Annotated in this window: 21 protein-coding genes; 9 read left to right on the top strand and 12 right to left on the bottom strand. The window is 68.3% G+C overall.

Annotation, left to right across the window (positions count from 1 at the left end):
• Positions 1-21 precede the first annotated feature (21 nt).
• The 3 genes from WT97_RS21025 to WT97_RS21015 all read right to left on the bottom strand — a co-directional run bounded on the left by WT97_RS21025 (position 22) and on the right by WT97_RS21015 (position 5,425).
• Positions 22-1,434, bottom strand: a complete 1,413-nt coding sequence (locus WT97_RS21025; protein ID WP_060354320.1) for an efflux RND transporter periplasmic adaptor subunit — start codon at positions 1,432-1,434, stop codon at positions 22-24.
• A gap of 52 nt (positions 1,435-1,486) precedes the next feature.
• Positions 1,487-4,702 carry an efflux RND transporter permease subunit gene (locus tag WT97_RS21020; protein ID WP_060354319.1) on the bottom strand — a complete coding sequence of 1,072 codons (3,216 nt, stop codon included), beginning with the start codon at positions 4,700-4,702 and terminating at the stop codon, positions 1,487-1,489.
• Positions 4,703-5,074: 372 nt separating this feature from the next.
• The gene (locus WT97_RS21015) at positions 5,075-5,425 is read right to left on the bottom strand and encodes a BON domain-containing protein (protein WP_059790910.1); all 351 of its coding nucleotides are present in this window, start codon (positions 5,423-5,425) and stop codon (positions 5,075-5,077) included.
• Between the two features lie 364 nt (positions 5,426-5,789).
• On the opposite strand from WT97_RS21015, the gene WT97_RS34215 reads away from it, so the two are divergent.
• The 4 genes from WT97_RS34215 to WT97_RS21000 all read left to right on the top strand — a co-directional run bounded on the left by WT97_RS34215 (position 5,790) and on the right by WT97_RS21000 (position 7,720).
• Entirely contained in the window at positions 5,790-5,945 is a 156-nt protein-coding gene (locus WT97_RS34215) for a hypothetical protein (protein ID WP_156440301.1), read from the top strand.
• A gap of 167 nt (positions 5,946-6,112) precedes the next feature.
• Positions 6,113-7,066 (top strand): AraC family transcriptional regulator, encoded by a 954-nt coding sequence (locus WT97_RS21010; RefSeq protein WP_059790908.1) that lies wholly within the window; start codon positions 6,113-6,115, stop codon positions 7,064-7,066.
• The gene (locus WT97_RS21005; protein ID WP_257128544.1) at positions 7,053-7,289 is read left to right on the top strand and encodes a hypothetical protein; all 237 of its coding nucleotides are present in this window, start codon (positions 7,053-7,055) and stop codon (positions 7,287-7,289) included. Before WT97_RS21010 ends, WT97_RS21005 begins: the two co-directional genes overlap by 14 nt.
• Positions 7,289-7,720 (top strand): DUF3331 domain-containing protein, encoded by a 432-nt coding sequence (locus WT97_RS21000; protein WP_179949801.1) that lies wholly within the window; start codon positions 7,289-7,291, stop codon positions 7,718-7,720. Before WT97_RS21005 ends, WT97_RS21000 begins: the two co-directional genes overlap by 1 nt.
• An 88-nt stretch (positions 7,721-7,808) precedes the next feature.
• Here WT97_RS21000 and WT97_RS20995 read toward each other — a convergent pair whose 3' ends face one another.
• From WT97_RS20995 to WT97_RS20965, 7 genes are all read right to left on the bottom strand, one after another.
• On the bottom strand, positions 7,809-8,159 hold the full coding sequence (locus WT97_RS20995) for a hypothetical protein (RefSeq protein ID WP_060354316.1): 351 nt from the start codon (positions 8,157-8,159) through the stop codon (positions 7,809-7,811).
• Positions 8,160-8,294: 135 nt separating this feature from the next.
• Positions 8,295-9,035, bottom strand: coding sequence for an SDR family oxidoreductase (locus tag WT97_RS20990; protein WP_082741922.1), 741 nt, complete (start codon positions 9,033-9,035; stop codon positions 8,295-8,297).
• Between the two features lie 97 nt (positions 9,036-9,132).
• Positions 9,133-10,044, bottom strand: coding sequence for an SDR family oxidoreductase (locus WT97_RS20985; RefSeq protein WP_060354315.1), 912 nt, complete (start codon positions 10,042-10,044; stop codon positions 9,133-9,135).
• Between the two features lie 44 nt (positions 10,045-10,088).
• Positions 10,089-11,198, bottom strand: a complete 1,110-nt coding sequence (locus WT97_RS20980) for a HoxN/HupN/NixA family nickel/cobalt transporter (protein WP_082751464.1) — start codon at positions 11,196-11,198, stop codon at positions 10,089-10,091.
• A 72-nt stretch (positions 11,199-11,270) separates the two neighbouring features.
• Positions 11,271-12,302: a DUF4331 family protein gene (locus WT97_RS20975; RefSeq protein ID WP_060354314.1), complete on the bottom strand. Its 1,032-nt coding sequence runs from the start codon at positions 12,300-12,302 to the stop codon at positions 11,271-11,273.
• A gap of 233 nt (positions 12,303-12,535) precedes the next feature.
• Positions 12,536-13,855 (bottom strand): MFS transporter, encoded by a 1,320-nt coding sequence (locus tag WT97_RS20970; protein WP_059793105.1) that lies wholly within the window; start codon positions 13,853-13,855, stop codon positions 12,536-12,538.
• Positions 13,852-15,093, bottom strand: coding sequence for a sensor histidine kinase (locus WT97_RS20965; RefSeq protein ID WP_257128541.1), 1,242 nt, complete (start codon positions 15,091-15,093; stop codon positions 13,852-13,854). Before WT97_RS20965 ends, WT97_RS20970 begins: the two co-directional genes overlap by 4 nt.
• Before the next feature lie 368 nt (positions 15,094-15,461).
• On the opposite strand from WT97_RS20965, the gene WT97_RS20960 reads away from it, so the two are divergent.
• Positions 15,462-16,283, top strand: coding sequence for an alpha/beta fold hydrolase (locus WT97_RS20960; protein ID WP_059793103.1), 822 nt, complete (start codon positions 15,462-15,464; stop codon positions 16,281-16,283).
• Between the two features lie 49 nt (positions 16,284-16,332).
• Here WT97_RS20960 and WT97_RS20955 read toward each other — a convergent pair whose 3' ends face one another.
• Positions 16,333-16,683, bottom strand: a complete 351-nt coding sequence (locus WT97_RS20955; protein ID WP_060354312.1) for a DUF4148 domain-containing protein — start codon at positions 16,681-16,683, stop codon at positions 16,333-16,335.
• A gap of 420 nt (positions 16,684-17,103) precedes the next feature.
• Here WT97_RS20955 and WT97_RS20950 point away from each other — a divergent pair, with 420 nt between their 5' ends.
• The 4 genes from WT97_RS20950 to WT97_RS20935 all read left to right on the top strand — a co-directional run bounded on the left by WT97_RS20950 (position 17,104) and on the right by WT97_RS20935 (position 20,575).
• The gene (locus WT97_RS20950; RefSeq protein ID WP_156440300.1) at positions 17,104-17,490 is read left to right on the top strand and encodes a response regulator transcription factor; all 387 of its coding nucleotides are present in this window, start codon (positions 17,104-17,106) and stop codon (positions 17,488-17,490) included.
• A gap of 42 nt (positions 17,491-17,532) precedes the next feature.
• Positions 17,533-18,636, top strand: a complete 1,104-nt coding sequence (locus tag WT97_RS20945) for a sensor histidine kinase (RefSeq protein ID WP_060354311.1) — start codon at positions 17,533-17,535, stop codon at positions 18,634-18,636.
• Complete coding sequence (locus WT97_RS20940; protein WP_059793098.1) at positions 18,626-19,300, top strand: response regulator transcription factor; 675 nt, start codon at positions 18,626-18,628, stop codon at positions 19,298-19,300. The genes WT97_RS20945 and WT97_RS20940 overlap by 11 nt, the downstream gene beginning before the upstream one ends.
• Positions 19,301-19,519: 219 nt before the next feature.
• Complete coding sequence (locus tag WT97_RS20935) at positions 19,520-20,575, top strand: alpha/beta hydrolase (protein WP_059793096.1); 1,056 nt, start codon at positions 19,520-19,522, stop codon at positions 20,573-20,575.
• A gap of 109 nt (positions 20,576-20,684) precedes the next feature.
• Here WT97_RS20935 and WT97_RS20930 read toward each other — a convergent pair whose 3' ends face one another.
• On the bottom strand, positions 20,685-21,845 hold the full coding sequence (locus tag WT97_RS20930) for an NAD-dependent formate dehydrogenase (RefSeq protein ID WP_059793094.1): 1,161 nt from the start codon (positions 21,843-21,845) through the stop codon (positions 20,685-20,687).
• Between the last annotated feature and the right edge of the window lie 6 nt (positions 21,846-21,851).

The raw sequence follows: 21,851 nt of genomic DNA, 5'->3' as shown, positions 1-21,851 counted from the left end.
TCGTGAGTCGTCGTCGATGGGTCAGCCGCGCGCGGGCGCCGAGACCGGCGCCGATGCGGCCATCGCGGCACCATCGGCGCCGGCGGCACGCATCGGCGGCGCGACGCGCGCGGCGGCGGAGGAGGCAGAGGCAGAGGCAGGTTGCGCGGGGCGCGCAGCCGAGGCGGCAACCGGCGCCGCATCGTGCGCGGTCGACACGATCTTCACGGCTTCGCCGGCCGTGATCGCATCGCCCGGGTTGTCGATCACGCGATCGGTTGCCGCGAGCCCCGCGACGATTTCGACGCGCGTGCCGAAATCGCGTCCGATCTGCACGGTCTTCAGCGCGGTTCGGCCGTTCGCGCCGACGGTGGCGACCGTCACGCCGTTCGGCCGGAACAGCAGCGCACTGACCGGCAGATCGAGCGCCGGCGCCGCGCTCGGCACGGCGAGATGCGCCTGCGCATACGCGCCGGGCATCAGCGCGCCATCGTGGTTGTCGACGTCGATCTCGACGCGCAGCGTGCGCGTGACGGGATCGATCGCGCCCGCGCTGCGCGCGACCCGCGCGGCAAGCCGCCGCCCCGGATACTGGGGCGTCGTCAGGTAGACCGGCGTGTCGGTCGATACGCCGGCCGCGCTGTCCTGCGGCACGTCGACGAACACGCGCAGCGTGTCCGTCTGTTCGAGATGGAACAGTTCGCCGGACAGGCCCGGGCTGCCGGGCGTGCCGCCCGCCGTGACCAGCGTGCCGACGTCGACGTTGCGTGCGGTGATCACGCCGTCGAACGGCGCGGTGACGGACTCGTACGACACGAGTTCGGCAAGATGCGCGACGTTCGCCTGCGCGGACGCGAGCATCGCGCGCTTCGCGTTCATGTCCGCGACCTTCGTGTCGGTGTCCTGCTGCGAGACCGATTGCGTGTTCAGCATGTCCTGCCAGCGCTGCGCGGTCGATTTCGCATAGTCGTAGTTCGCCTGCGCGCTCGCTTCGTCGGCGCGCGCCTGGCGCAATTGCGCGTCGAGATCGGGCGCCGAGATTTGCGCGAGCGTCTGGCCGGCCTTCACGTGGGTGCCGAGATCGGCGCTCCAGTGCGCGACGTAGCCGCTCGTGCGCGCATAGATCGACGCGTCCGCATAGGGCGCCACCGAGCCGGGCAGCGTCAGCGTCTGGTCGGCCGGCGCCGCGCCGGGCACGACGACCGACACCGGCAGCGCCTGCTGCGCGGCCACCTGCGCACGCTGCGCGGCGCGTGCATCGATACGCGGCACGATGCCGAGCGCGAGCAGCGCGGCGGCGAGCGCGACGGCCGCGAGCGGCACGGCGAGCTTGCGGGCGCGGCGAGGCGGCGGCGTGTCGGGGGCGGCGCCGCGTGCGGCGGGCGGCACGGCTGCGGGCGCGGTAGCCGCTTCGGCGGCGGGCGGTGGGGCGACGGGTTCGATCGAGTCGTTCATGATGGGTCCGGGTCGGGCGAATCGAAGGATGAGAAGGGGCGGCCGTCTGCACTCAACGCAGCGCTGGCGTGTCGGGCGCGTGCTGCACACGCCGCGCGAGCCACGCGTGAACGAAGCCGAACAGCACCGGCACGAACAGCAGCGTCGAGCACGTGCCGAACGCGAGGCCGCCGATCACCGCGCGGCCGAGCGGCGCGTTCTGCTCGCCGCCGTCGCCGAGGCCGAGCGCCATCGGCAGCATGCCGATCAGCATCGCGAGCGCGGTCATCACGACGGGCCGGAAGCGGCTGAAGCCTGCGTCGAGCGCGGCCTGCCACGGCGGCGCGCCGGCCGCGAGCAGCTCACGCGCCGCGTTCACGACGAGAATGCTGTTCGCGGTCGCGATGCCGATACACAGGATCGTGCCGGTCAGCGCGGGCACCGACAGCGTGGTGCCCGTGACGAACAGCATCCACGCGATGCCGGCGAGCGACGCCGGCAGCCCGCCGACAATCACGAGCGGATCGAGCCACGACTGGAAGTTCACGACCATCAGCAGGTAGACCAGCGAGATCGCGAGCGCGAGGCCGCCGAGCAGGCCCGAGAACGACTCGTGCATTGCCTGCACCTGGCCGCGCAGCACGATCGACGAGCCGGGCGGCAGTTGTGCGCGCGCGGCGTCGACGAGCTTCGTCACGTCGGCAGTGACGCCGCCGAGATCGCGCCCCTGCACCGCCGCGAAGATGTCGAGCACCGGCTGCACGTTGTAGTGCGACACCACGGCCTGCTGGGTCGAGCGCGAGAACGTGCCGAGCGCGCCGAGCAGGTTCTGCGCGGACGCGCCTGCGGCCGGGCCGCCGGCCGGCGTCTGCGGCGTGCTCGCGGTGCCGGCGGGCAGCGGCACGTTCGCGAGCGACTGCAGCGAATTCACCGTGTATTGCGGCGTCTGCACGAGCACCGGGTAGCTGACGCCGTTGCGCGGATCGAGCCAGAAGTTCGGCGTCGTCTGCGAGCTGCCGGACAGCGCGATCAACAGGTTCTGCGCGACGTCGCGCTGCTGCAGGCCCGCCTGGATCGCCTTCGTGCGGTCCACGTTCACGTCGATCGCCGGTTCGTCGCCGGGCTGCTGGATGCGTGCGTCGACGAGCCCGCGCACGCCGCGCAGCTTCGCGAGCAATGCATCCGCGACCGCGCGGTTCTGGTCGAGCTTGTTGCCGACGATCTGGATGTCGATCGGCGCCGGCAACCCGAAATTGAGGATCTGGCTGACGATGTCGGCCGGCAGGAACGCGAACGTCACGCCGGGGAACGACTGCGCGAGCACGTTGCGCAGCGTCGCGACGTAGGCGGCGGTCGACGCGTGATTCGGCTTCAGCGTGACGAGCACGTCGGCGTCCTCGGTGCCGATCGGGTCCGACGAATCGTACGTGAGGTTGATTCCGCTGACCGGCACGCCGATGTTGTCGAGCACGCCGGCGAGCTGGTTCGCCGGAATCACGCCACGGATCTTCGCTTCGACTTCGTCGGTCAGCCGAGCGGTTTCCTCGATCCGTGTGCCGGTCGGCGCGCGCAGATGCAGGCGGATCTCGCCGGTGTCGACCGACGGGAAGAAGTCCTGCCCGGCGAACGCGTAGAGGCCCGTCGATGCGACACATGCGAGCAGGAACGCGGCCGCGAAGCGGCGCCGCCGCGCGATCGCCGCGGACAACAATGCGCGATAGCGCAGCCGCACGGCCTCGAAGCGATGCTCGAACGCCGCCTGGAAACGCGCAATGCGTGCGAAGGCGCCACGCGGCGGCCGGCCGCTCCCCTTGGCGCGCATCAGCGCCATCGCGAGCGTCGGCACCAGCGTGCGCGAGAAGAAGTACGACGCGATCATCGCGAAGATCACGGCCTCGGCCAGCGGCACGAACAGATAGCGCGCGACGCCCGTCAGCAGGAACATCGGCACGAACACGATGCAGATCGACAGCGTCGACACGAAGGTCGGCACTGCGATCTCGCCTGCACCGGTCAGGATCGCGTCCTCGAGCGGCGCACCGAGCTCGAGATGATGCGTGATGTTCTCGATCGCGACGGTCGCGTCGTCGACGAGGATCCCGACCGCGAGCGCGAGCCCGCCGAGCGTCATGATGTTGATGGTCTGGCCGAGCGCGGACAGCGCGAGCAGCGACGTGAGCACCGCGAGCGGGATCGTGACCGCGATGATCAGCGTCGCGCGCCAGCTGCCGAGAAACAGCAGGATCATCAGCGCGGTCAGGCAGGCGGCGATCAGCGCTTCGCGCACGACGCCCTGGACCGCCGCCTTCACGAACACGGACTGATCGTCGAGCGGCGCAATGTGCAGCGCCTTCGGCAGCCCGGCCGAGATCTTCGGCAGCATCGCCTTCACCTGGTCGATGATCGTCAACGTTGACGCGCTGCCGGTTTTCTCGACCGTCAGCAGCGCCGCGCGCTTGCCGTCCGCCCGCACGATGTTGGTCTGCGGCGCGTAGCCGTCGCGAACGTGCGCGACGTCGCGCACGTACACGACATTGCCGCCGATCGTCTTCACCGGCAGGTCGTTCAGCGCGGCGACCGTCTGCGTGCTGCCGTTCATCTGCACGTTGTATTCGTGCGTGCCGATTTTCGCGGTGCCGCCCGGCAGGATCAGGTTCTGCGCATTGATCGCGTTGACGACGTCGATCGGTGCGAGCCCTTTCGCCTGCAGCGCGCGCGTATCGAGGTCGACGACGATCTGGCGGATCTTGCCGCCGAACGGCAGCGGCACGGCCGCGCCCTGGACGGTCGCGAGCTGGGTGCGGATGAAGCTGTTGCCGAGATCGTACAGCTGCTGCTCGGCGAGCGTGTCGCTCGACAGCCCGAGCTGCAGGATCGGCACCGTCGACGCGTTGTACGTGATGATGTTCGGCGGCAGCGTGCCGGGCGGCAGGATGCGCAGGATCGACGCGGCGTTGCTCGCGGCTTCCGCGATTGCGCGATTGATGTCGGCGCCCGGGTGGAAGAAGATCTTCACGACCGACACGCCGTTCAGCGACTGCGACTCGATGTGCTCGATGTCGTCGACGTCGGACGTGAGCGCGCGTTCGTAGTTCGACGTGATCCGCTTGGCCATGTCCTCCGCGGAGAAGCCGTTGTACGACCAGACGATGCTGACGACCGGAATGTCGATGCTCGGGAAGATGTCGGTCGGCGTGCGCAGCAGCGCGAGCGGTCCCGCGATGAAGATCAGCAGCGCGAGTACGACGAACGTGTAAGGCCTGCGTAACGCCAGCCGGACGATCCACATGATGGTGCTCCTCGAAGCAGGGCTCGGATGCGCATTCGATGCGACGAGCGTGCAGTCTGCCGGCGCAGCGTTGACCCGACCCTGACTCGAGGATTACGAAGTCGTTATCTGTGGGGGCGGGGCGGCATTGGTCGCGGATTTCAAATTTGTCATCCGCCGGTCAGCACTCCGCGCGGGCGCCTTACCGAGAATGCGCACGTCAGGCAGCCCGCGCCGCGGCCATGCTGCCGGCGGCGCATCGTCGATGCGCTGCGTCGAACCCGTCAGGAGCGTGTCGTGATGAAACCTGTCCGCATTGCCGAGATCGCCGTCGTGCGCGCGTTCGCGATCGCGCCGTCCGTGGCGGTGCATGCCTGCGCCGTCATGCGTGCGTCAATGTCCGGGTTCCTTCACGGACAGGTGGTTGACCACCGACTTCGCCGGCGCGGCGGTCTGCGCCGCGGTTTGCGCGAGCTCGATCTGCGCTTGTTCGGGAACGGTGCCGTCGAGCGTGATCGTGTTTGCGCGTGCGACGACGCGAATGTCCGACGTCGCGAGACCGCGTGTCGACGTCAGTGCCTTGCGGACCCGGGTTTCGGTGTGCCAGTTAGCGCGGCGGAGCTGTTTCTTGCCGGCGGTCGATACGGCGGATGCCGAGGCGGCGGCCGTGTCCTGTGCGACTGCGGCAGTCGCCACCGTGAGCAGCGGGATCAGGGCCAATACGGCGAGCTTGATGGGGCGCATGTTTTCCTCTCGTTGAACGTGGCGCCGAGACGGGCGTCGATGCCCGGCCCGTGCGCGTGTGGAGATTCCCGCCCGCGACATACCGGTGCGATTGCGGTGCGACCGGGGCGCCGTGTCGGACAGGCGCGAGACGGTGCCTGCGCCGCGCCGCGCATCGATATCGTCGTCGTTCGGGCAACTGGAGTATCGGGTTTGCGCGCCGGGCAGGATTGCCGCAGCGCACGCCGGTTTGTCCATTGGCACGGAGCGGGCGCGCCGTATCCGGTCGTGGCGCGAACCGCGCGGTTGCGTTCGTGCCTATCGGAAAACCTGCGTTCGCCGTTGCGGGTTGAATGCGCGCTTGCCGGGCTTCGAGACTGTGTCCATGTCGGGCGTCACCGCACCAGCCGAACGCATCGCCGGACTATACGAAAGTATGAAGGCGTTGGCCGGATCGATGCCCCGTTCGATCGGTGGCGATTCCGGCGTGCGGCGGCGGCATGCGGGCGGCACGCTGCGTGGTGCCCGCGAAATCGCCTGAAGGTGTCCGCTTCGCGTCATTAAACCTCGATATGACGCGCCCCATCGATTGTCGTTTTCGTGCATCCCTATGTACGGCTGGCCCGCGCGGTACCGATTCGCTACCGTTGAGTCGACGCGGCGCACCGCTGCCGATCATCGTCTTACGATCTTTTTCGGATAACCATCATGATGCTTTCCTTGCCGAATCTCTCAGGTTCCGTTCATGACGTCGACGCGTGCGGTCGGCAACCGGCCTCGCACGATCCGATCAACGTCGAGCGCGCATGGCGCGAACCCGGCGTGGCGCCGCAGGCCGATATGGCGCTTTCGCGGTGGACGCGAAAGGAGTCGACGTCTGTCGCCGTGTCGAGCGACGGCAGCGACCGATGGCACTGCATCGGCATCAGCCTCAAATGCACGTCGCTGACGTTTGCGCACGCGGGCCGCGTGCTGGTCGACGGACGTTTGACGGCGGGCACCGCGCAGATCACCGCGCCGGGCGTACCATGCCGGGCCGTATTCCACGGCGCGAGCGACGTGCTGCACCTGTTCGCGTCGCAACGCGTGCTTGCCGAATGCTACGAAGACCTGTTCGGCCGGCCGCCGTCGGGCGATGTCGTCATCGACGATCCGCGCCTGATCCGCGACCCGGCCCTTGAGCGGCTCGGCCAGGCGCTCGCGGTGTCGCACACGCGCGACGGCGCGCTCGGCAAGGTGTTCGCCGACGGCGTCGGTCTCGCGATCGTGTCGCGCGTCATCGCCCGTCACTTCTCGGCGCCGCAGCGCGATGCGCGGCGGACGGCCGAGTTGCCGTCGTGGCGGATGCGGCGTGTCGTCGAATACGTGGACACCCATCTCGCCGACCCGATCGGCCTGGCCGACATGGCGCGCAGCGCCGGCCTCACGCGCATGCACTTCGCCGCGCAGTTTCGTCATGCGACGGGGCTGCGGCCGCACGAATACCTGATGCGCCGCCGGATCGAGCGCGCACAGCAATTGCTGCTCGAATCGCGGCACAACGTGCTCGACGTGGCGCTGAGTAGCGGATTCCGTTCGCAGGCGCATTTCACGACGGTATTCAAGCGCTTCGTCGGCGCCACGCCGTGCTGCTGGAGGACGGGTGCCCATGAAGAACGGTGAGCGGATTCGCGCGTTCCTCGCGATCAGCGAGGCGTTTCTGTGCGGCGGCGCCGGCGCGCATGACGACACCCGCGGGCGACTGCCGCAGCCGGCTCCGATGCGCGATGCCGTCGCGCCGCGCGCCATCCGCGCAGGCGACGTATCGGGCCGGCACACAGCGGCGCTGATGCTCGGCGCGCGGCGGGAAAACACGATGGGTTCACGCAACGGAGAGGAACGGTGATGGAGAGTCGAACGAACGTGACGGACATCGATCCGTGGACGCAGACGCTCGGTCTGCTCACGCAACTGTGTGCGCCGCGCGACGTGCGTGCGGCCGCGCGGCCTCGGGAAGCGCGCCGCACGCGCACCGGCCCCGATCCGAGGCACAAGCCGTCCGCGGTGTCGGCGCGGCGCACGGTAGCCGTCAGTTTCGTCGAGCGCCAGACCGCGACGACCGTATCGATCGCGTGGCGCGATGCGACGCATTGCTCGTATGGCGACCAGGTCTGGCAGACGGCGCGTGCGCGCGTCGGCGGCGTATGCGCGGTAAGCGGGCGTCCGGTCGAGCCGGGCGATTCGATTTACCGGCCGCGGCCGACCCGCCCGGTGCCGCTCAATGCAGGCGCGATGATTCTGGCGTCGGTGCTGGAGCAGATCGAGCAAGCGGCCTGAGCGCACGCGGGGCCGTGCGGGCCAGCCGTCGCCCCGCACGTGCCGGCGCGGTGCCGGACTGCCCCGCATCGCGCCGGTGCTTGTCGCATCATGTCCAGTCTTTCGAATCGTTGATCGAGTGCCGGTAACCGGGCGCTCGATCGGCGTGGCCGAGCTGCTTGTCGACAGGGGCCTGGCGAGGCGGATCGGCGTAGCCGGCGGCATTCCATGCGGTCAGGTGGGCGGGCATGCGCACGAGCGCGTGCGCGGCGGGCGATTGGTTGGCGACGAATGCGCTGCCGCTCGCCATGCGTTCGAGCGGCAATTCGGTATCCGAGCCGACCGCTTCGATCGTGTCGAAGAACCGCGGCGACTGGGCCGCCCATACGACCCACGCGGCGAGCGCCACGGCGCTCGACAGGCAAAGCGTTTTCAACGGGCGGATGACGATCGGCTTCATGGAGACTCCTTGCTCATCGGAGGCGGACGAGGCGGCCAACGCCGTTGACGCAACCGGCGTTCGCGCATGTCGGCACGTTCGCCCGACATGCGCGAGCGCGGCCGCCGTCGGCGCTTCACGCTCGTCCGGCCGTCGTCAGCACATTCCGCCGTTTGCGCGTACGACCTGGCCGTTGATCCATCCGCCCTGCGGGCTCGCGAGGAACGCGACGACGGCCGAGATGTCCTCCGGCTGCCCGAGCCGCTCCATCGGATTCATCTTCTCCATGCGTTCGATGAGTTCCGGGCTCTTGCCGGCGAGGAACAGCTCGGTGGCGACCGGCCCCGGTGCGACCGCGTTGACGCTGATGCGGCGACCGCGCAGTTCCTGTGCGAGCACCTGCGTGAGCCCTTCGACCGCGCACTTCGTCGCGATGTACACCGCATAGGTCGGCAGACGCACGCCGGTCACGCTCGTCGTCAGGTTCATGATCCGGCCGCCGTCGCGCACGCGGCGCGCGGCTTCGCGGCACACGTTGAACGCGCCCTTGAAGTTGATGGCGACCGCTCGGTCGAACGTCGCGTCGTCGAATTCGGCGATCCGTGCCTGAAGCATCACGCCGGCGCTGTTGACGACGACGTCGACGCCGCCGTATGCCTTTTCCGCCGCATCGAACATCGCGATGGTGGCCGCCGGATCGGCGATGTCGGCCTTGACGAGCAACGCATCGCCGCCCGCCTGGCGGATGCGGGCGACGACTTCTTCCGCCGGCGCCGCGTTGCTTGCATAGTTGACGACGACCTTGAACCCGTCGTGCGCGAGGCGAACTGCGATATCGGCGCCGATGCCGCGCGACGAACCGGTAACGATGGCGATCTTGTCGGACGATTGAGACATGGGTGCTCCTTCAATGAAGGCCGGGCGACTGCGGACGCGGCGCATCGCGGCCGAGCCCGGACGGGTGGATGATCGATTGCGGGTGAAACAGCGCGCGTCACGCGCGATTCGACGTCGGGACGTGCGGCGACAGAAGATCGGACAGCCCGACGCGATGCAGCATCTCCGCGCGCAGCCGGTCGAGCACCGTAAAGCCGACGTTCGCGCCGTCTTCGGTCGGATCGATGTGCACGCGAAACGGCCGCTTGCCGGCAGGCGTCGCGACGACGTCCACGATGGCATCGGCGACGAGGCTCGCGTGCGCGTGTGCCGGCACGATCGCGGCGAACGCTTCCTGCACTTCGCGGCCGAAGTCCGCATAGGGTCCGGCGTCGTATTCGGCCGCACGCGCGGCGTCGGCCGGCGCGCTCGCGTGGGCGAAATGATTCGTGCCCTGCGTGAATGCGCCCGGCACGACGATCGACGTCTCGATGCCCCAGCGAGACAGTTCGCGCGCATACAGCACGGCGATCGCGTCCATCGCGGCCTTCGCGCCGAAATACGGTGCGAGGTACGGCGGCGTGCCGCCAGCGGCGCTGCTGCTCGATACCCAGATCAGCAGTCCCTCGCGCCGGCCGCGCAGGTGGGGCAGCACGGCGCGGTTCACACGCTGGGTGCTGAGCACGTTGATGTCGTACAGCTGCGCATACTGCTCCGGCGTGAACGCTTCGGCCGGGCCGAATGCCATGTGGCCGGCATTGTGGATCAGCACGTCGATGCGGCCCGCTTGCTCGATCACCTGCGCGACGGCGCGATCGATCGACGCGTCGGACTGTACGTCGAGTTCGAGCGGGCGCAGGTCGATGCCGGCGTCGCGTGCGAGGGCGTGCAGCTGTTCGCGCGCCGGCGCATTGCGCCCGCCGATGTCGCGCATCGACGCATAGACGGTGTGGCCCGCGCGTGCGAGCGCCTCGGCCGTCAGCCGGCCGAAGCCGCTGGACGCGCCGGTGACGAGTATGACTTTGCTCATGATGGATGCCCTCCGTAGGCAAGTGAACGTGACGTTGCGCAATGCTATGCGTCGCGGCCGACGGCCCAGCGCTGCTCGAACCGCCCGACCTTCCAGATCGCGATCGACACGGCCCAGGTGGCGACGAACAGGCCGACGATCGCAAAGCCGAGATCGTTCAGATCGAGCGTGGCGAGCCATGTGCCGGCCGCACCGTGCGTACCCAGTGCGCGGTTGAGCAGGCCGAGTACCTCGACGGTGCCGATGACGAGCGCGACGCCGATCGAGAGACCGGTGACGACCAGGTTGTAGTAGATCTTGCGAACGGGCCGTGCGAGGGCCCATCCGTACGCGACGTGCATGAACGAACCGTCGATCGTGTCGAACAGCAACATGCCGGCCGCGAACAGCACGGGCAGACAGAGAATCGCGTACCACGGGAGACCCGAGGCGGCGCCGGAGCCGGTCAGCACCAGCAGCGCGATCTCGGTCGCCGTATCGAAGCCCAGCCCGAACAGCAGGCCGACGAAGTACATCTGGCCCGGCTTGCGCACGATGCGCATCAGCGGGGCGAGCACGCGGGCGACGAGGCCGCGCGACTCGAGGCGCCGCTCGAGTTGGGCTTCGTCGTAACGGCCCGTGCGCATCGCGCGGAACGCCGCGTACAGGTCGTAGAACGCGGCGACGTTGAGTGCCGCGATCGCGTAGAGAAAGACGCTCGATACGACGGCGCCGAGCACGCTGGTCAGCGCGCGCAGCGTCGATCCGGCGTCCACCACATGCGCGGACAACGAGCGCATGCCGAACGAGATGAGCACGGCGAGCCCGAATACGACGCTCGAGTGCCCGAACGAAAACCAGAAGCCGACGCTCGCCGAGCGCTGGCCTTCACCGAGCAGCTTGCGCGTGGTGTTGTCGATCGCGGCGATGTGGTCCGCGTCGAACGCGTGGCGCATGCCGAGCGAATACGCGGTGATGCCCGCGCCGATTCCGAACGCACGGGAACCGACGCTCAGATGCTGCGGGACGATCAGCGCGATCAGCGTACCCCAGCCGACGACGTGCAACAGCACGATGAAGGCGACGATCGCGATCGCGGAAAGATCGATCGACGTGATGCGATGTCGGTGTGCCCGGTCGGTGCCGGACGGCGGGAGATGTCGACGTGCAAGCATGGCAGCCTCGTCAAGGGGAGCCGCGCGCCCGGCGACTCGCGGACGCCGGACGCGGGAAACGCCGGACCGGCGTCAGGTTTTCGGAACGTACGGGAACGTGGACGACGGCTTCGACGTGACCGATTCCTTGCCGATTCCGAGGCGGATCGGCGTGTTCGACGCGATCGTGAACATCACGTCCGGCGCGTTGTCGGTGAGCGATCGCCCGTTCCACTCGGCCATGCCGAACACGGCGGGCGTGCCGATCGTGTACGGCAGGACGTTCGGCAGGAACCGATGCGCGACGGCGGTTGCATAGCCGACCGGATCTTCGGCGGTGCCGTTCGCGCGCACCGCGCCGGCCACCGATGCAATCACCGTTTCGCCGTATGTCGCGAGGTCGTCGGCGGGGCGGCCCGCGTTCAGCCGGTCGCCGAGGTCCTCGTTGTATTGCGTGAAGAGCGGATGAATCATCGGCAGCCCGACGCGATTGATCGATCGCCAGCCGCCGGCGTCCGTCGCGAGGGTCGCCACTGCCCATACGCCGACCTTGCGGTTCGCGTCGGCATTCGCGAGGAGCTCGGCGTCGGGCACTTCGAGCACGATCGAGTAGACGGTGTGGCCCGCGAACAGGTTGCGTGCATCGCCCGGCTGCCACGTACCGAGGTCGAGCGGGGTGCCATCCTGGAACGCGTGGCCGACCGCATGCAGCACGTCGGGTTCGATCCAGAACGGATCGCCTGCCTTGCCGGCCCAGACTCGCGTACCGGACGGCGCGGTAACCGCTTCGTCGGTGCTGCCGCGCGCGACGAATTCGCCGTCGGCATGCGGATCGGTGGCTGCCGCACCCGCGATACGGCGCAGCTCGAAGCGCTGGCGCCCGTGCGTATCGCGCGCGTCGAAGCGGATCCGGTACGTGAGCTCTTCGATCGCATCGCCGTTCAGATCGAGCTTGAATTCGTAGAACCCTTCGGGGTGATAGCCGGGTGTCGGCACGTCGCCCGCGATCGAGTGGCAAACGTTGATCGCCAGCACCGTTCCCGTCTCCCCGCGAAAGCAGTAGAGGTCGGTGATGTCGAGGCGAATGTCCTGCCGCGCGAGCGGGGAGTCGAGATGATGTGACATGGTTCGATCCTGTCCGAAGTGGGGCTGCGGGTGGGCAGACGTGCCGTATCGCGCGATGCGCGCCGGCACGGTCTTCGACGCTTTTCAGCGGAACGTCGGACGCTTCGATCGACGATGCGTCGGACGACAGGCAGATTCTGGAAGGGAGCAGGGCAGGGCGCTGTCGGCGAACGGCGGGCGTTTGCGGAATCGCACGACGGCGGCGTGGCGGCGGCCACCGCCGGAAGCGGCGTTCAGCGTCGTACGGCGGGCGTTCGCGCGTCGGCCGCGCGAACGGCGGCAAGCGCGACCAGCGTGACGGCGGCCGATACGAACACGTATGCGCCAGCCGCGCCGTGCGTGCCGGCCCACGCGTTCACGGCCGCGACGACGAACGGCGCGGTGCCGCCGAACAGCGCAACGCCGGTCGCATAGACCACGGAGAGGGCGGCCGCCCGGCCGTGCGCGGGGAACATGTCGAGGATCGCGACGATGCTCGGCGCGCCGGCGAGTGCCGACAACCCGGCGAACAGCGCGACCACGCCGAGCAGCGCGAGCGGATGCGCATGGACGGCCGCGAAGTGGAATGCCGGCAGGACGACGGTCATCGTCAGCGCGCGGGCCAGCACGATGGTGCGGATGCGGCCGATCCGATCGGCAAGCAGGCCGCCCGCGATCGACAACGCGAACGTCACTGCGCCGACGGCCGCGGTCGTCACGAACGATGCATGCGCGGATGGCGGCGGCCCTGCGACGCCGAACGTCGTCGTATAGGTGGCGACGTAGGTCGGCACCGTGCCGCCGAAAATCAGTGCGATCGCGAGCAGCCATCGGCCGCGATGCTGCCGGAGCATGCCGCCGAACGCGGTCGTTGCGGTGCGCCGTTCCCACGTTTCGTCGATATGGCGGCGCAAGTAGATCTGCACGGGAATGAGCGCGGCCGCGAGCGCGAACGGCACGCGCCATCCCCAGCGCTCGATCTGCGCGGCGCTCAGCGTCGCGTACAGCGCGATCCCGCAGGCGCCGGCGGCGGCCAGCGCGAGCCCCTGCCCGGCCATCAGCCAGCCCGCGTACGTGCATGTGCGCCCGGGTGGGCACCGCTCGATCAGCAATGCGCCGGACGCGCCCATCTCGCCGCCCACGGCAATGCCCTGCAGGATCCGGCACAGCAGCACGGCGATCGGCGCGGCGATGCCGAGCGTTGCGTAGCCCGGAATCACGGCGAGCCCGAACGAGCCGGCCGTCACGAGCGCGGCGCTCAGCAGCAGCGCCGGCTTGCGTCCTGCGGCATCCGCATGGACGCCGATCGCGATCGCGCCGAGCGGGCGCGACAGGAACCCGGCGGCGAAAGTGCCGAGCGACAGGAGTGCGGCGTAGGCGCCGGCAACGTGCGGGAAGAACGTACGCGTGATGAAGGCTGCGTAAACGGCGTACGAGAAATAATCGAAGAATTCGAGCGCGTTCGCCGCGACGACCGTCGCGAGGAGCCGGCGCTCGGATGCGCGCCGCTGCGCGGTGGCGGCATCGGCCGCGCGCGCGGCGCCGGCGGGCGGTTTCGCGCGGTGCCGGCTCAATCGTCGGTCCGGCCGGGAGCCGGTCCGGCACCGGCCGCCGCGTGCACGGACGAAGGCAGCGTGAAGCAGATCTTCGTGCCGTGCGGGCCGGTGTCGCCGATCCAGATCGTGCCGCCGTGCGCTTCGACGATCGATTTCGAGATCGGCAGGCCCATTCCCATGCCGTCGCGCTTGGTGCTGGAAAACGGCTGAAAGATCGCGTCGCGCGGCGCGCTGGCGATTCCGCAACCGTTGTCGGCGACTTCGAACAGCGTATGCGTGTCGTCGTAGCGGCCGGCTCGCACGCGCAACAGCCGCTCGCGCGCGTCGGCGGGCGCCGCGTCGATCGCGTGAATGCCGTTGATGAGCAGGTTCGTCAGCACTTGCTGGAGTTGAATCCGGTCCGCATGCGCCGTCGCGCCGGCGGCGACTTCCGCGGCGAGCGTGATCGTATGCGCGCTCGCTTCCGATGCGACCAGTTGCATCGCGGAAGCCACGACCTCCGCGCAGTCGAGGTCCACCGCTTCCACCGGCGCGCCGGCCAGGAACCCGCGCAAGCGCCGGCAGATGTTCGCCATGTCGTCCGTCCACCGCGATGCGTGGCGAAAGGCGGCGGTGGCTTCGGCGACGTCCGGCTCGCTGCGGTCCAGCCATCGGACGGCCGCGTCGAGCGCCGTGCGGATCGCACCGAGCGGCTGGCCGATCTCGTGCGTGATCGACGCGACGAGCTGGCCCATCATCGACACGCGGGCCGTGCGCGCGAGCTGCGCGCGCAGCGCGTCGAGCCGTTCGCCGTTCTCCTTGTATTCGGTGACGTCGAATGCGTAGAAATGAAGCCGGCGGTATGCGTCGTCGTCGGCCGGCAGCGAGCAGCGCCAGACGATCGGCACTTTCCTGCCCGTCAACGTGGAGAGCGTACGCTCGCCCTGGCACGACGAACGGCCTTCGAACATCGCATGCAGGACCTGCGAATTGCTGAGCCGGCTGGCCGGCAGCAGTTGCCCGGCCACGGCGAAAAACGCTTCCTTCGATGCTGCCTCGAACAGCGACAGCGTTGCGTCGTTCGCGTCGACGAACGCGTGCAGCCGACGCATTTCGTCGATGACGTCGGGATGCGCGTCGAGGTAGGCGTCGAGATCCGTCACGCCGCGCGCCTTCAGCGTATCGATCCAGCGTTTGATGCCGGACCAGTCCTCGATCAGGATCGGGATCGGCGCGCGGCGGAACAGCGCGTCGACGCGTGCGTCGTCTGCGCGCATATTCCGATCGGGCATCGTGTCAACCGCTGCGTGAGGTTCGTTCATGGTGGAGTGCCACGTTGGCCGCGTGTTCGGGCGACGCCCCGCGACACGGGACATGCCATCTCGCCGAAAAATGCGCGCCGATTATACACAGACAAAATGGCCGGATTGCCGTGCGATGCCGCCGCCCGGTCGATCGCGAGACGCGAGGTTGCCGTGCGGAACGGAAATGCGGCCTGCGTCCGGAAAACTGGTCGGCCGCGCGATGCCGAGAATGGCTCGGATGCACGATGGCGCGATCGGCAAAGGGCCGGTGCGCGCGCCGTGCGACACCGCCGCATGCCCGCGATGGCGGGCGACAGCGGCCTTCTCGAAGGAGCATGAAAATGGCAAAGCGCGTACTGAAAGACGGCACTGAACTGTTTTACAAGGACTGGGGCACGGGCCAGCCCGTGGTGTTCTCGCACGGCTGGCCGTTGAACGCCGACGCGTGGGACGCGCAGATGATGTATCTCGCCGAGCGCGGTTTTCGCGTGATCGCGCACGATCGCCGCGGACACGGCCGCTCGAGCCAGCCGTGGACCGGGAACGACATGTCGCGTTATGCCGACGACCTGGCCGAACTGATCGAGTCGCTCGACCTGAAGGACGCAGTGCTGGTCGGTCACTCCACCGGCGGCGGCGAAGTGGCGCGTTACATCGGCCGGCACGGCACGCAGCGCGTCGCAAAGGCGGTGCTGATCGCCGCCGTGCCGCCGCTGATGCTGAAAACGGCCGCGAACCCCGGCGGGTTGCCGCTGTCGGTGTTCGACGATATTCGCAGCGGGGTTGCCGGGAACCGGTCGCAGTTCTTCAAGGATCTTGCGGTGCCGTTCTACGGTTTCAATCGCGACGGCGCGAAGCCTTCGCAAGGCACGGTGGACGCCTTCTGGTATGCCGGCATGCAGTGCTCGATCAAGAGCGCATACGACTGCATCAAGGCCTTCTCCGAAACGGACTTTACCGACGACCTCCGGCGCATCGACGTGCCGACGCTCGTCCTCCAGGGCGATGACGACCAGATCGTGCCGCTCGACGATTCGGGCAGGCTGACGGCCGAGATCGTTCGCGACGCGCGGCTGACGGTCTATCCCGGTGCGCCGCACGGGCTGTGCACGACGCATGCCGATCGCGTGAACGCGGATCTGCTCGCATTCATCCGCGCGTGAACGGCCGCCCCGCCTCGCGCGCGCAGGCTCGGCGCGCGGGCGGCGGGGTTCAACTGCCGAAGTACGGATTGCAGAAGCTGGCCGGTCCGACGCAGTTTCCGCCCTTCGCGACGGTGCGTGCGGCGCGGTTTCCGGCCGCGCTGCTGCCCTCGGGCGCGCCGCCGTATCCCTGCACGAGCGCCTGCCGTGTGTCGTTCGCGGCGATTTTCGCTTCGGCGGCCTGGATGTCGGTCGGGTAATCCGCATTGGCGCCGCGCGACGGCAGATAGCCTGCCTGCTCGACGCGGGCCAGGTCGGCGCGTACCTGCGCACGCGTGACGGACGTTGCGGCTTGCGCGTAACCGGCGGCGGGGATCAGCGCGCAGGCGCCGAGAATCAGTGAGACGGCGATGTTCTTCATGATGACGCTCCTTCGGGTATCGATGGGGACAGGGACAATGCGTGCAAGCACGCCGGCGACGACCGGTGCTGCGTGGCAATCGTTCGAGGCGGCGGACGGCGGGATGCGGCGAAGAGGGCGTGCCGGCTGCCGATCGATGGTCGACGCGTGCAATATAGGGGGCGTGCGCCGCGGATCGTTACGCGAACGCACGCAATCCTGCGGATTCGCCGGATCGCGAGCGGCGCCGGCCGGTCGCGCGACGGTGCGTCGGCGGTCGTCGGCCCGGCTGCCGGCTCGTGGCGGGCGGGAACGGGCGGGCGCGAGCGCGACTATACGTACATATGATTTCCGCGGCCGATCGATTTCTCTAACATGGCTGGGGTCAGGGCGGCTGGTATCGCGCCGCCCACCGTACGATTTCGGCCGAGGGCCCGAGGTGTGCAGAAAAATCCGATCGTTTCGATTGTCGACGACGACGAATCCGTCCGTGTCGCAATGTCGAGCCTGGTGCGTTCCCTGGGCTGGACGGCTCGCCTCTATGCGTCCGCGGAGCAGTTTCTCGCGGCGGACGACATCGACGACGTCTGCTGCATCATCTCGGACGTCCAGATGCCCGGCATGTCGGGCCTGGAGATGTATCGCCGCCTGGTCGACCGCGGCATCGCGCTGCCGGTCATTTTCATTTCCGCGTACGCGTCGGATGCGGTCCGGCGGCAGGCGCTCGACGTGGGCGCCGTTTGCGTGCTCGGCAAACCGGTGGACGCGACCGAGGTGGCGCGTCGCCTGGAATCGGTGAAGCCGGGCGGGACCGATGCGGTGCGCTGATCCGTGTTTCCCTTTCTCGGTGCGGCACGCCGCGGAACGACGATGAGGCTCGACCGAAGCATCGGCAAGCCCTGGCGCGACGATGCACGCGTGCTGTACTCGTTGGCCGGCGCGCTCGCCGTGGCGATCTTCGTCGTCGACGTGACGCCGCTCGATATCGCGATCGCGGTGCTTTACGTGGTTGTCGTGCTGCTGGTCGCATCGGCCGGTTCGCAACGCGCGACGTGGGTGACCGCTTGCGCATGCATCGCGCTCACGCTGCTCGCGCTGTTGCACGACGAACGCTATTCGGGCGGCGCTCTCGCGCGCTGCGGGGCGAGCCTGTTCGCGATCGTCGCCACGGCATGCCTTTCGCTGCGCAATCTCTCGCCGACGGACGTGAACGAACGCGTCGCCGCACAGGATGCGCTCGACCGTCCCACCGCCGAATTCGTGCATGCGACGCACGTGACGATGCTGGGCGAACTCGCCGCGTCGATCGCGCACGAAGTCACGCAGCCGCTCGCCGCGATCGTGACGGCGGGCGACGCTGCACTGCGCTGGATCGACCGGCCGGAACCGGATCTGGGTGAGGTGCGGCAATCCGTCGGCCAGATGATCCGCGACGCCAGGCGGGCGTCCGACGTGATCCGGCAGATCCGCGACATGGCGAGAAAACGCGCGCCCGAGCAGACGGCGCTCGATCTGAACGCCGTTGTGCGAGAATCGCTCGGGCTCGTGCGGCGCGAACTCGACAGTCAGCGGATCGACGTCGAAGCCGACTACTCGGCGTCGCCGCAGCGTGTGCGCGGCGACCGCGTGCAACTGCAGCAGGTCGTCATCCATCTCGTGACGAACGCGATGCAGGCGATGTCGGACGTCGAACCCGGCGCGCGCCGCCTGCGCATCCGCACGCATGCGTTCGACGAGCGACACGCGTGCGTCGTCGTCGAGGACAGCGGCACGGGGATCCGGCACGCGGATGCCGATCGTCTGTTCAGCGCGTTCTTCACGACCCGGGAGGATGGCATGGGAATGGGGCTGTCGATTTGCCGATCGATCGTCGAAGCGCACGGCGGCCGTATCTGGGCGGACCTGCGCGCAGGTCCGGGCGCTGTCATGCAGTTCGTGTTGCCAGTCGAGGAGGAAACGAATCATGAGCACTGACGCGCAGGATTCGGCCGAGCAGGCGATCGTCTACGTCGTCGACGACGACGAGTCGATGCGCACGGCCGTCGACATGCTGCTTCGGTCGGTGGGCCTGCGCGTTCAGGTGTTCGCATCCGCGCACGAATTTCTCGCGTTCGACAAACCAGACGTGCCGAGCTGCCTGATCCTCGACGTGCGCCTGAAAGGCCAGAGCGGCCTTGCGGTTCAGGAGCAGATCGCGGCCGCCGACCTGCAGCTGCCGATCATCTTCATGACCGCATACGGCGACATAGCGATGTCGGTGAAGGCGATGAAGGCCGGCGCGATGGATTTCCTCGCGAAACCGTTCCGCGAACAGGACATGCTGGATGCCGTCTCCGCAGCGCTCGCGCGCGACGAGCAATGCAGGAGCGGGCAGCGCGCGCTCGCCGATCTGCGCGGCCGGTATGCGACGCTGTCGGCACGCGAGCGCGAGGTGATGGCGTTCGTCGCGAGCGGCCTGATGAACAAGCAGATCGCGGCCGAAATGAACCTCAGCGAAATCACCGTGAAGATCCATCGCGGACAGGCGATGAAGAAGATGGACGCGCGCTCGCTGGCCGACTTCGTCAAAAAGGCCGAAGCGCTGGGCATCGATCGGCCTACCGAGTCCGCCGCCGCGCCGAGGATTCGCGGAACCTGAATCCGGGTGCCGCACCGCGCCGGCCGCGTTCGGTTGGCACGCGCGCCTGGCCGTTCGAATCGACAAGCACGCTCGGGTCGCGAAACGATCCCCTCCATGCAAAGGGCATGATGGCTGCGCCTGCGAAACCGTTCGCTCGCGACATGCCCGTCACGCACTGCGCGCCGCGCAGCCACATGCGTGACGCGTCCTCCCACCCGGAAAAGCAAAGGGGATCACATGAACATGCCATTCAGGAAGATGCTGGTTTGCGCGGCCATCGCCGCCTGTGCGACGCTGGGCGTCGCGACATCGTCGGCCGCCGCTGCGCCGGCCGATCCGTCGACGGACGAGCACATCGATCCGCAGATCCGGACCTTCCTTACCGCACTCAACAAGGACAGCAGTCCGTTCTGGGAGTTGCCGCAGCCGAAGCCGCAGGAAATCCTGACCCATCTGCAGGACCAGACGCCGGTCGACCTGTCCGGCGTCACGACCACCGAGCGAACGATCACCGAAGACGGGCGCACGGTGAAGATCTACATCGTGAAGCCGACCCACGTCGAAGGCAAACCGGGCGTGCTGCTGTTCATCCATGGCGGCGTCTGGATCGTCGGCAATTTCGCGAACCACCGGCGTCTCGTGCGCGACCTCGTGGTCGGCTCCGGCCAGGTCGCCGTTTTCGTCGAATATACGCCGCTGCCGCAGGCGAAATTCCCGACGCAGCTCGAGGAATCGTATGCGGCGCTGAAGTGGGTTGCCGCCAACGCCGGCCAGTTCGGCGCCGACGGTTCCCGGATCGCGGTGGCCGGAAATTCGGTCGGCGGCAACATGGCCGCGGCGCTGACGTTGATGGCCAAGGACCGCGACGGCCCGAAGATCAGCTACCAGGCACTGCTGATTCCGGCGACCGACGCCAGCGTCGATACCGATTCGTATCGCACTTACGCGACGGGGCGATTCCTGGCCCGGGCGTTCATGAAATATGGCTGGGATCTGTATGCGCCCGATGCGAAGGCCCGCGACAACCCGTACGTGTCGCCGCTGCGTGCAAGCAACGATGAACTGAAGGGGCTGCCGCCAGCGCTCGTGATTACCGCGGAGAACGATCCGCTGCGCGACGAAGGCGAAGCGTACGCGCGCAAGCTGAAGGACGCGGGCGTCAGTGTCGCGGCCGTCCGTTACAACGGCACGATCCACGATTTCGTCCTGCTGAACGCGCTGCGCCACGTGCCGTCGACCGAGGCCGCGCTGGAGCAGATCAGCGCCGGCATCCGCGAGCATATCGGCCAGTAACGCCGGGCACGGGCCGGCTGCGGCGTTCGCGCCGAGGCCGGCCTGCTTGCGACCTGACACGCGACTTGACGCGCCGCCTTCGCGCGGTGCGCCGGCCGCAATGAGCGTTTCAGGTCAGGCCGTAGGATGCGGCGCCGGTACCCGCGAGTTTGCCGCCTTCGACGATCAGGTATTCCGGACGAATCGGTTTGCCTTCGAGAAAGCACTGCAGGATCTCGAGCGTGCCCGCGGCATAGCGCGCTTGCGCGGACAACGACGTACCCGAGATGTGAGGCGTCATCGCGGCATTCGGCATCGGGCGCCACGGATGATCGGGCGGGGCCGGCTGAGGAAACCACACGTCGCCGCCGTAGCCCGCGAGGCGGCCGGATTCGAGTGCGCGCACGACCGCGCCCGTGTCGCACAGCCGGCCGCGCGCCGTGTTGATCAGATACGCGCCCGGCTTGACGTGGCCGAACATCTCGTCGTCGAACATGTGTTCGGTCGACGGATACAGCGGACATTGCAGATTGATCACGTCGCAGACCTGCACCAGCGATTGCGGCGTGCAATGGTAGACGAGCCCGAGTTCGCGCTCGAGGTCGGACGAGAGGCGATGGCGGCTCGAGTAGTGCAGGTGCACATCGAAAGGTTTCAGTCGCCGCAGCACCGCGAGACCGATGCGTCCCGCGCCGATCGTCCCGAAGTGCATCCCTTCGAGATCGTAGCTGCGGCTCACGCAATCGGCGATGTTCCAGCCGCCGTTCACCGCGTCGCGGTGGGCCGGCAGAAAGTTGCGAACGAGCGCGAGTACCGTCATCACCACGTGCTCGGCCACGCTGATGCTGTTCGAGAAGGTTTGCTCCGCGACGACGATGCCTCGCTCCGTCGCGGCCTGCAGATCCACGTGGTCCGAGCCGATGCCTGCCGTGAGTGCAAGCTTCAGCTTGGTCGCTTTCGCGATCCGCTCGCGCGTCAGATAGGCAGGCCAGAACGGCTGCGAAATGACGACATCCGCGTCGGGCAGGTGCTGTTCGAAGAGGGAGTCCGGCCCGTCCTTGTCGCTGGTCACGACCAGTTCGTGGCCATGCGCTTCCAGATACGGCCGCAGGCCGAGTTCGCCGGATACGCATCCCACCAGCCTGCCCGGCCTGAAACCGGGTTCGCCTTGCGGCGACGGCAATCGTTGTCCGCCCGGATACGCGGCGATGGCCGGTATGTCGTCGCGAACGTAATGCGGCGGGTAGCCGGCCGTCGGGTCGGGGTACAGCACACAGAGCACTTTCGCCATCGTCTT

This window comes from Burkholderia sp. MSMB1459WGS (assembly GCF_001534535.1).
Lineage (GTDB): Bacteria > Pseudomonadota > Gammaproteobacteria > Burkholderiales > Burkholderiaceae > Burkholderia.
The sequence above is the reverse complement of the archived record's forward strand: the minus strand, read 5'-3'. Positions and strand labels throughout refer to the sequence as shown.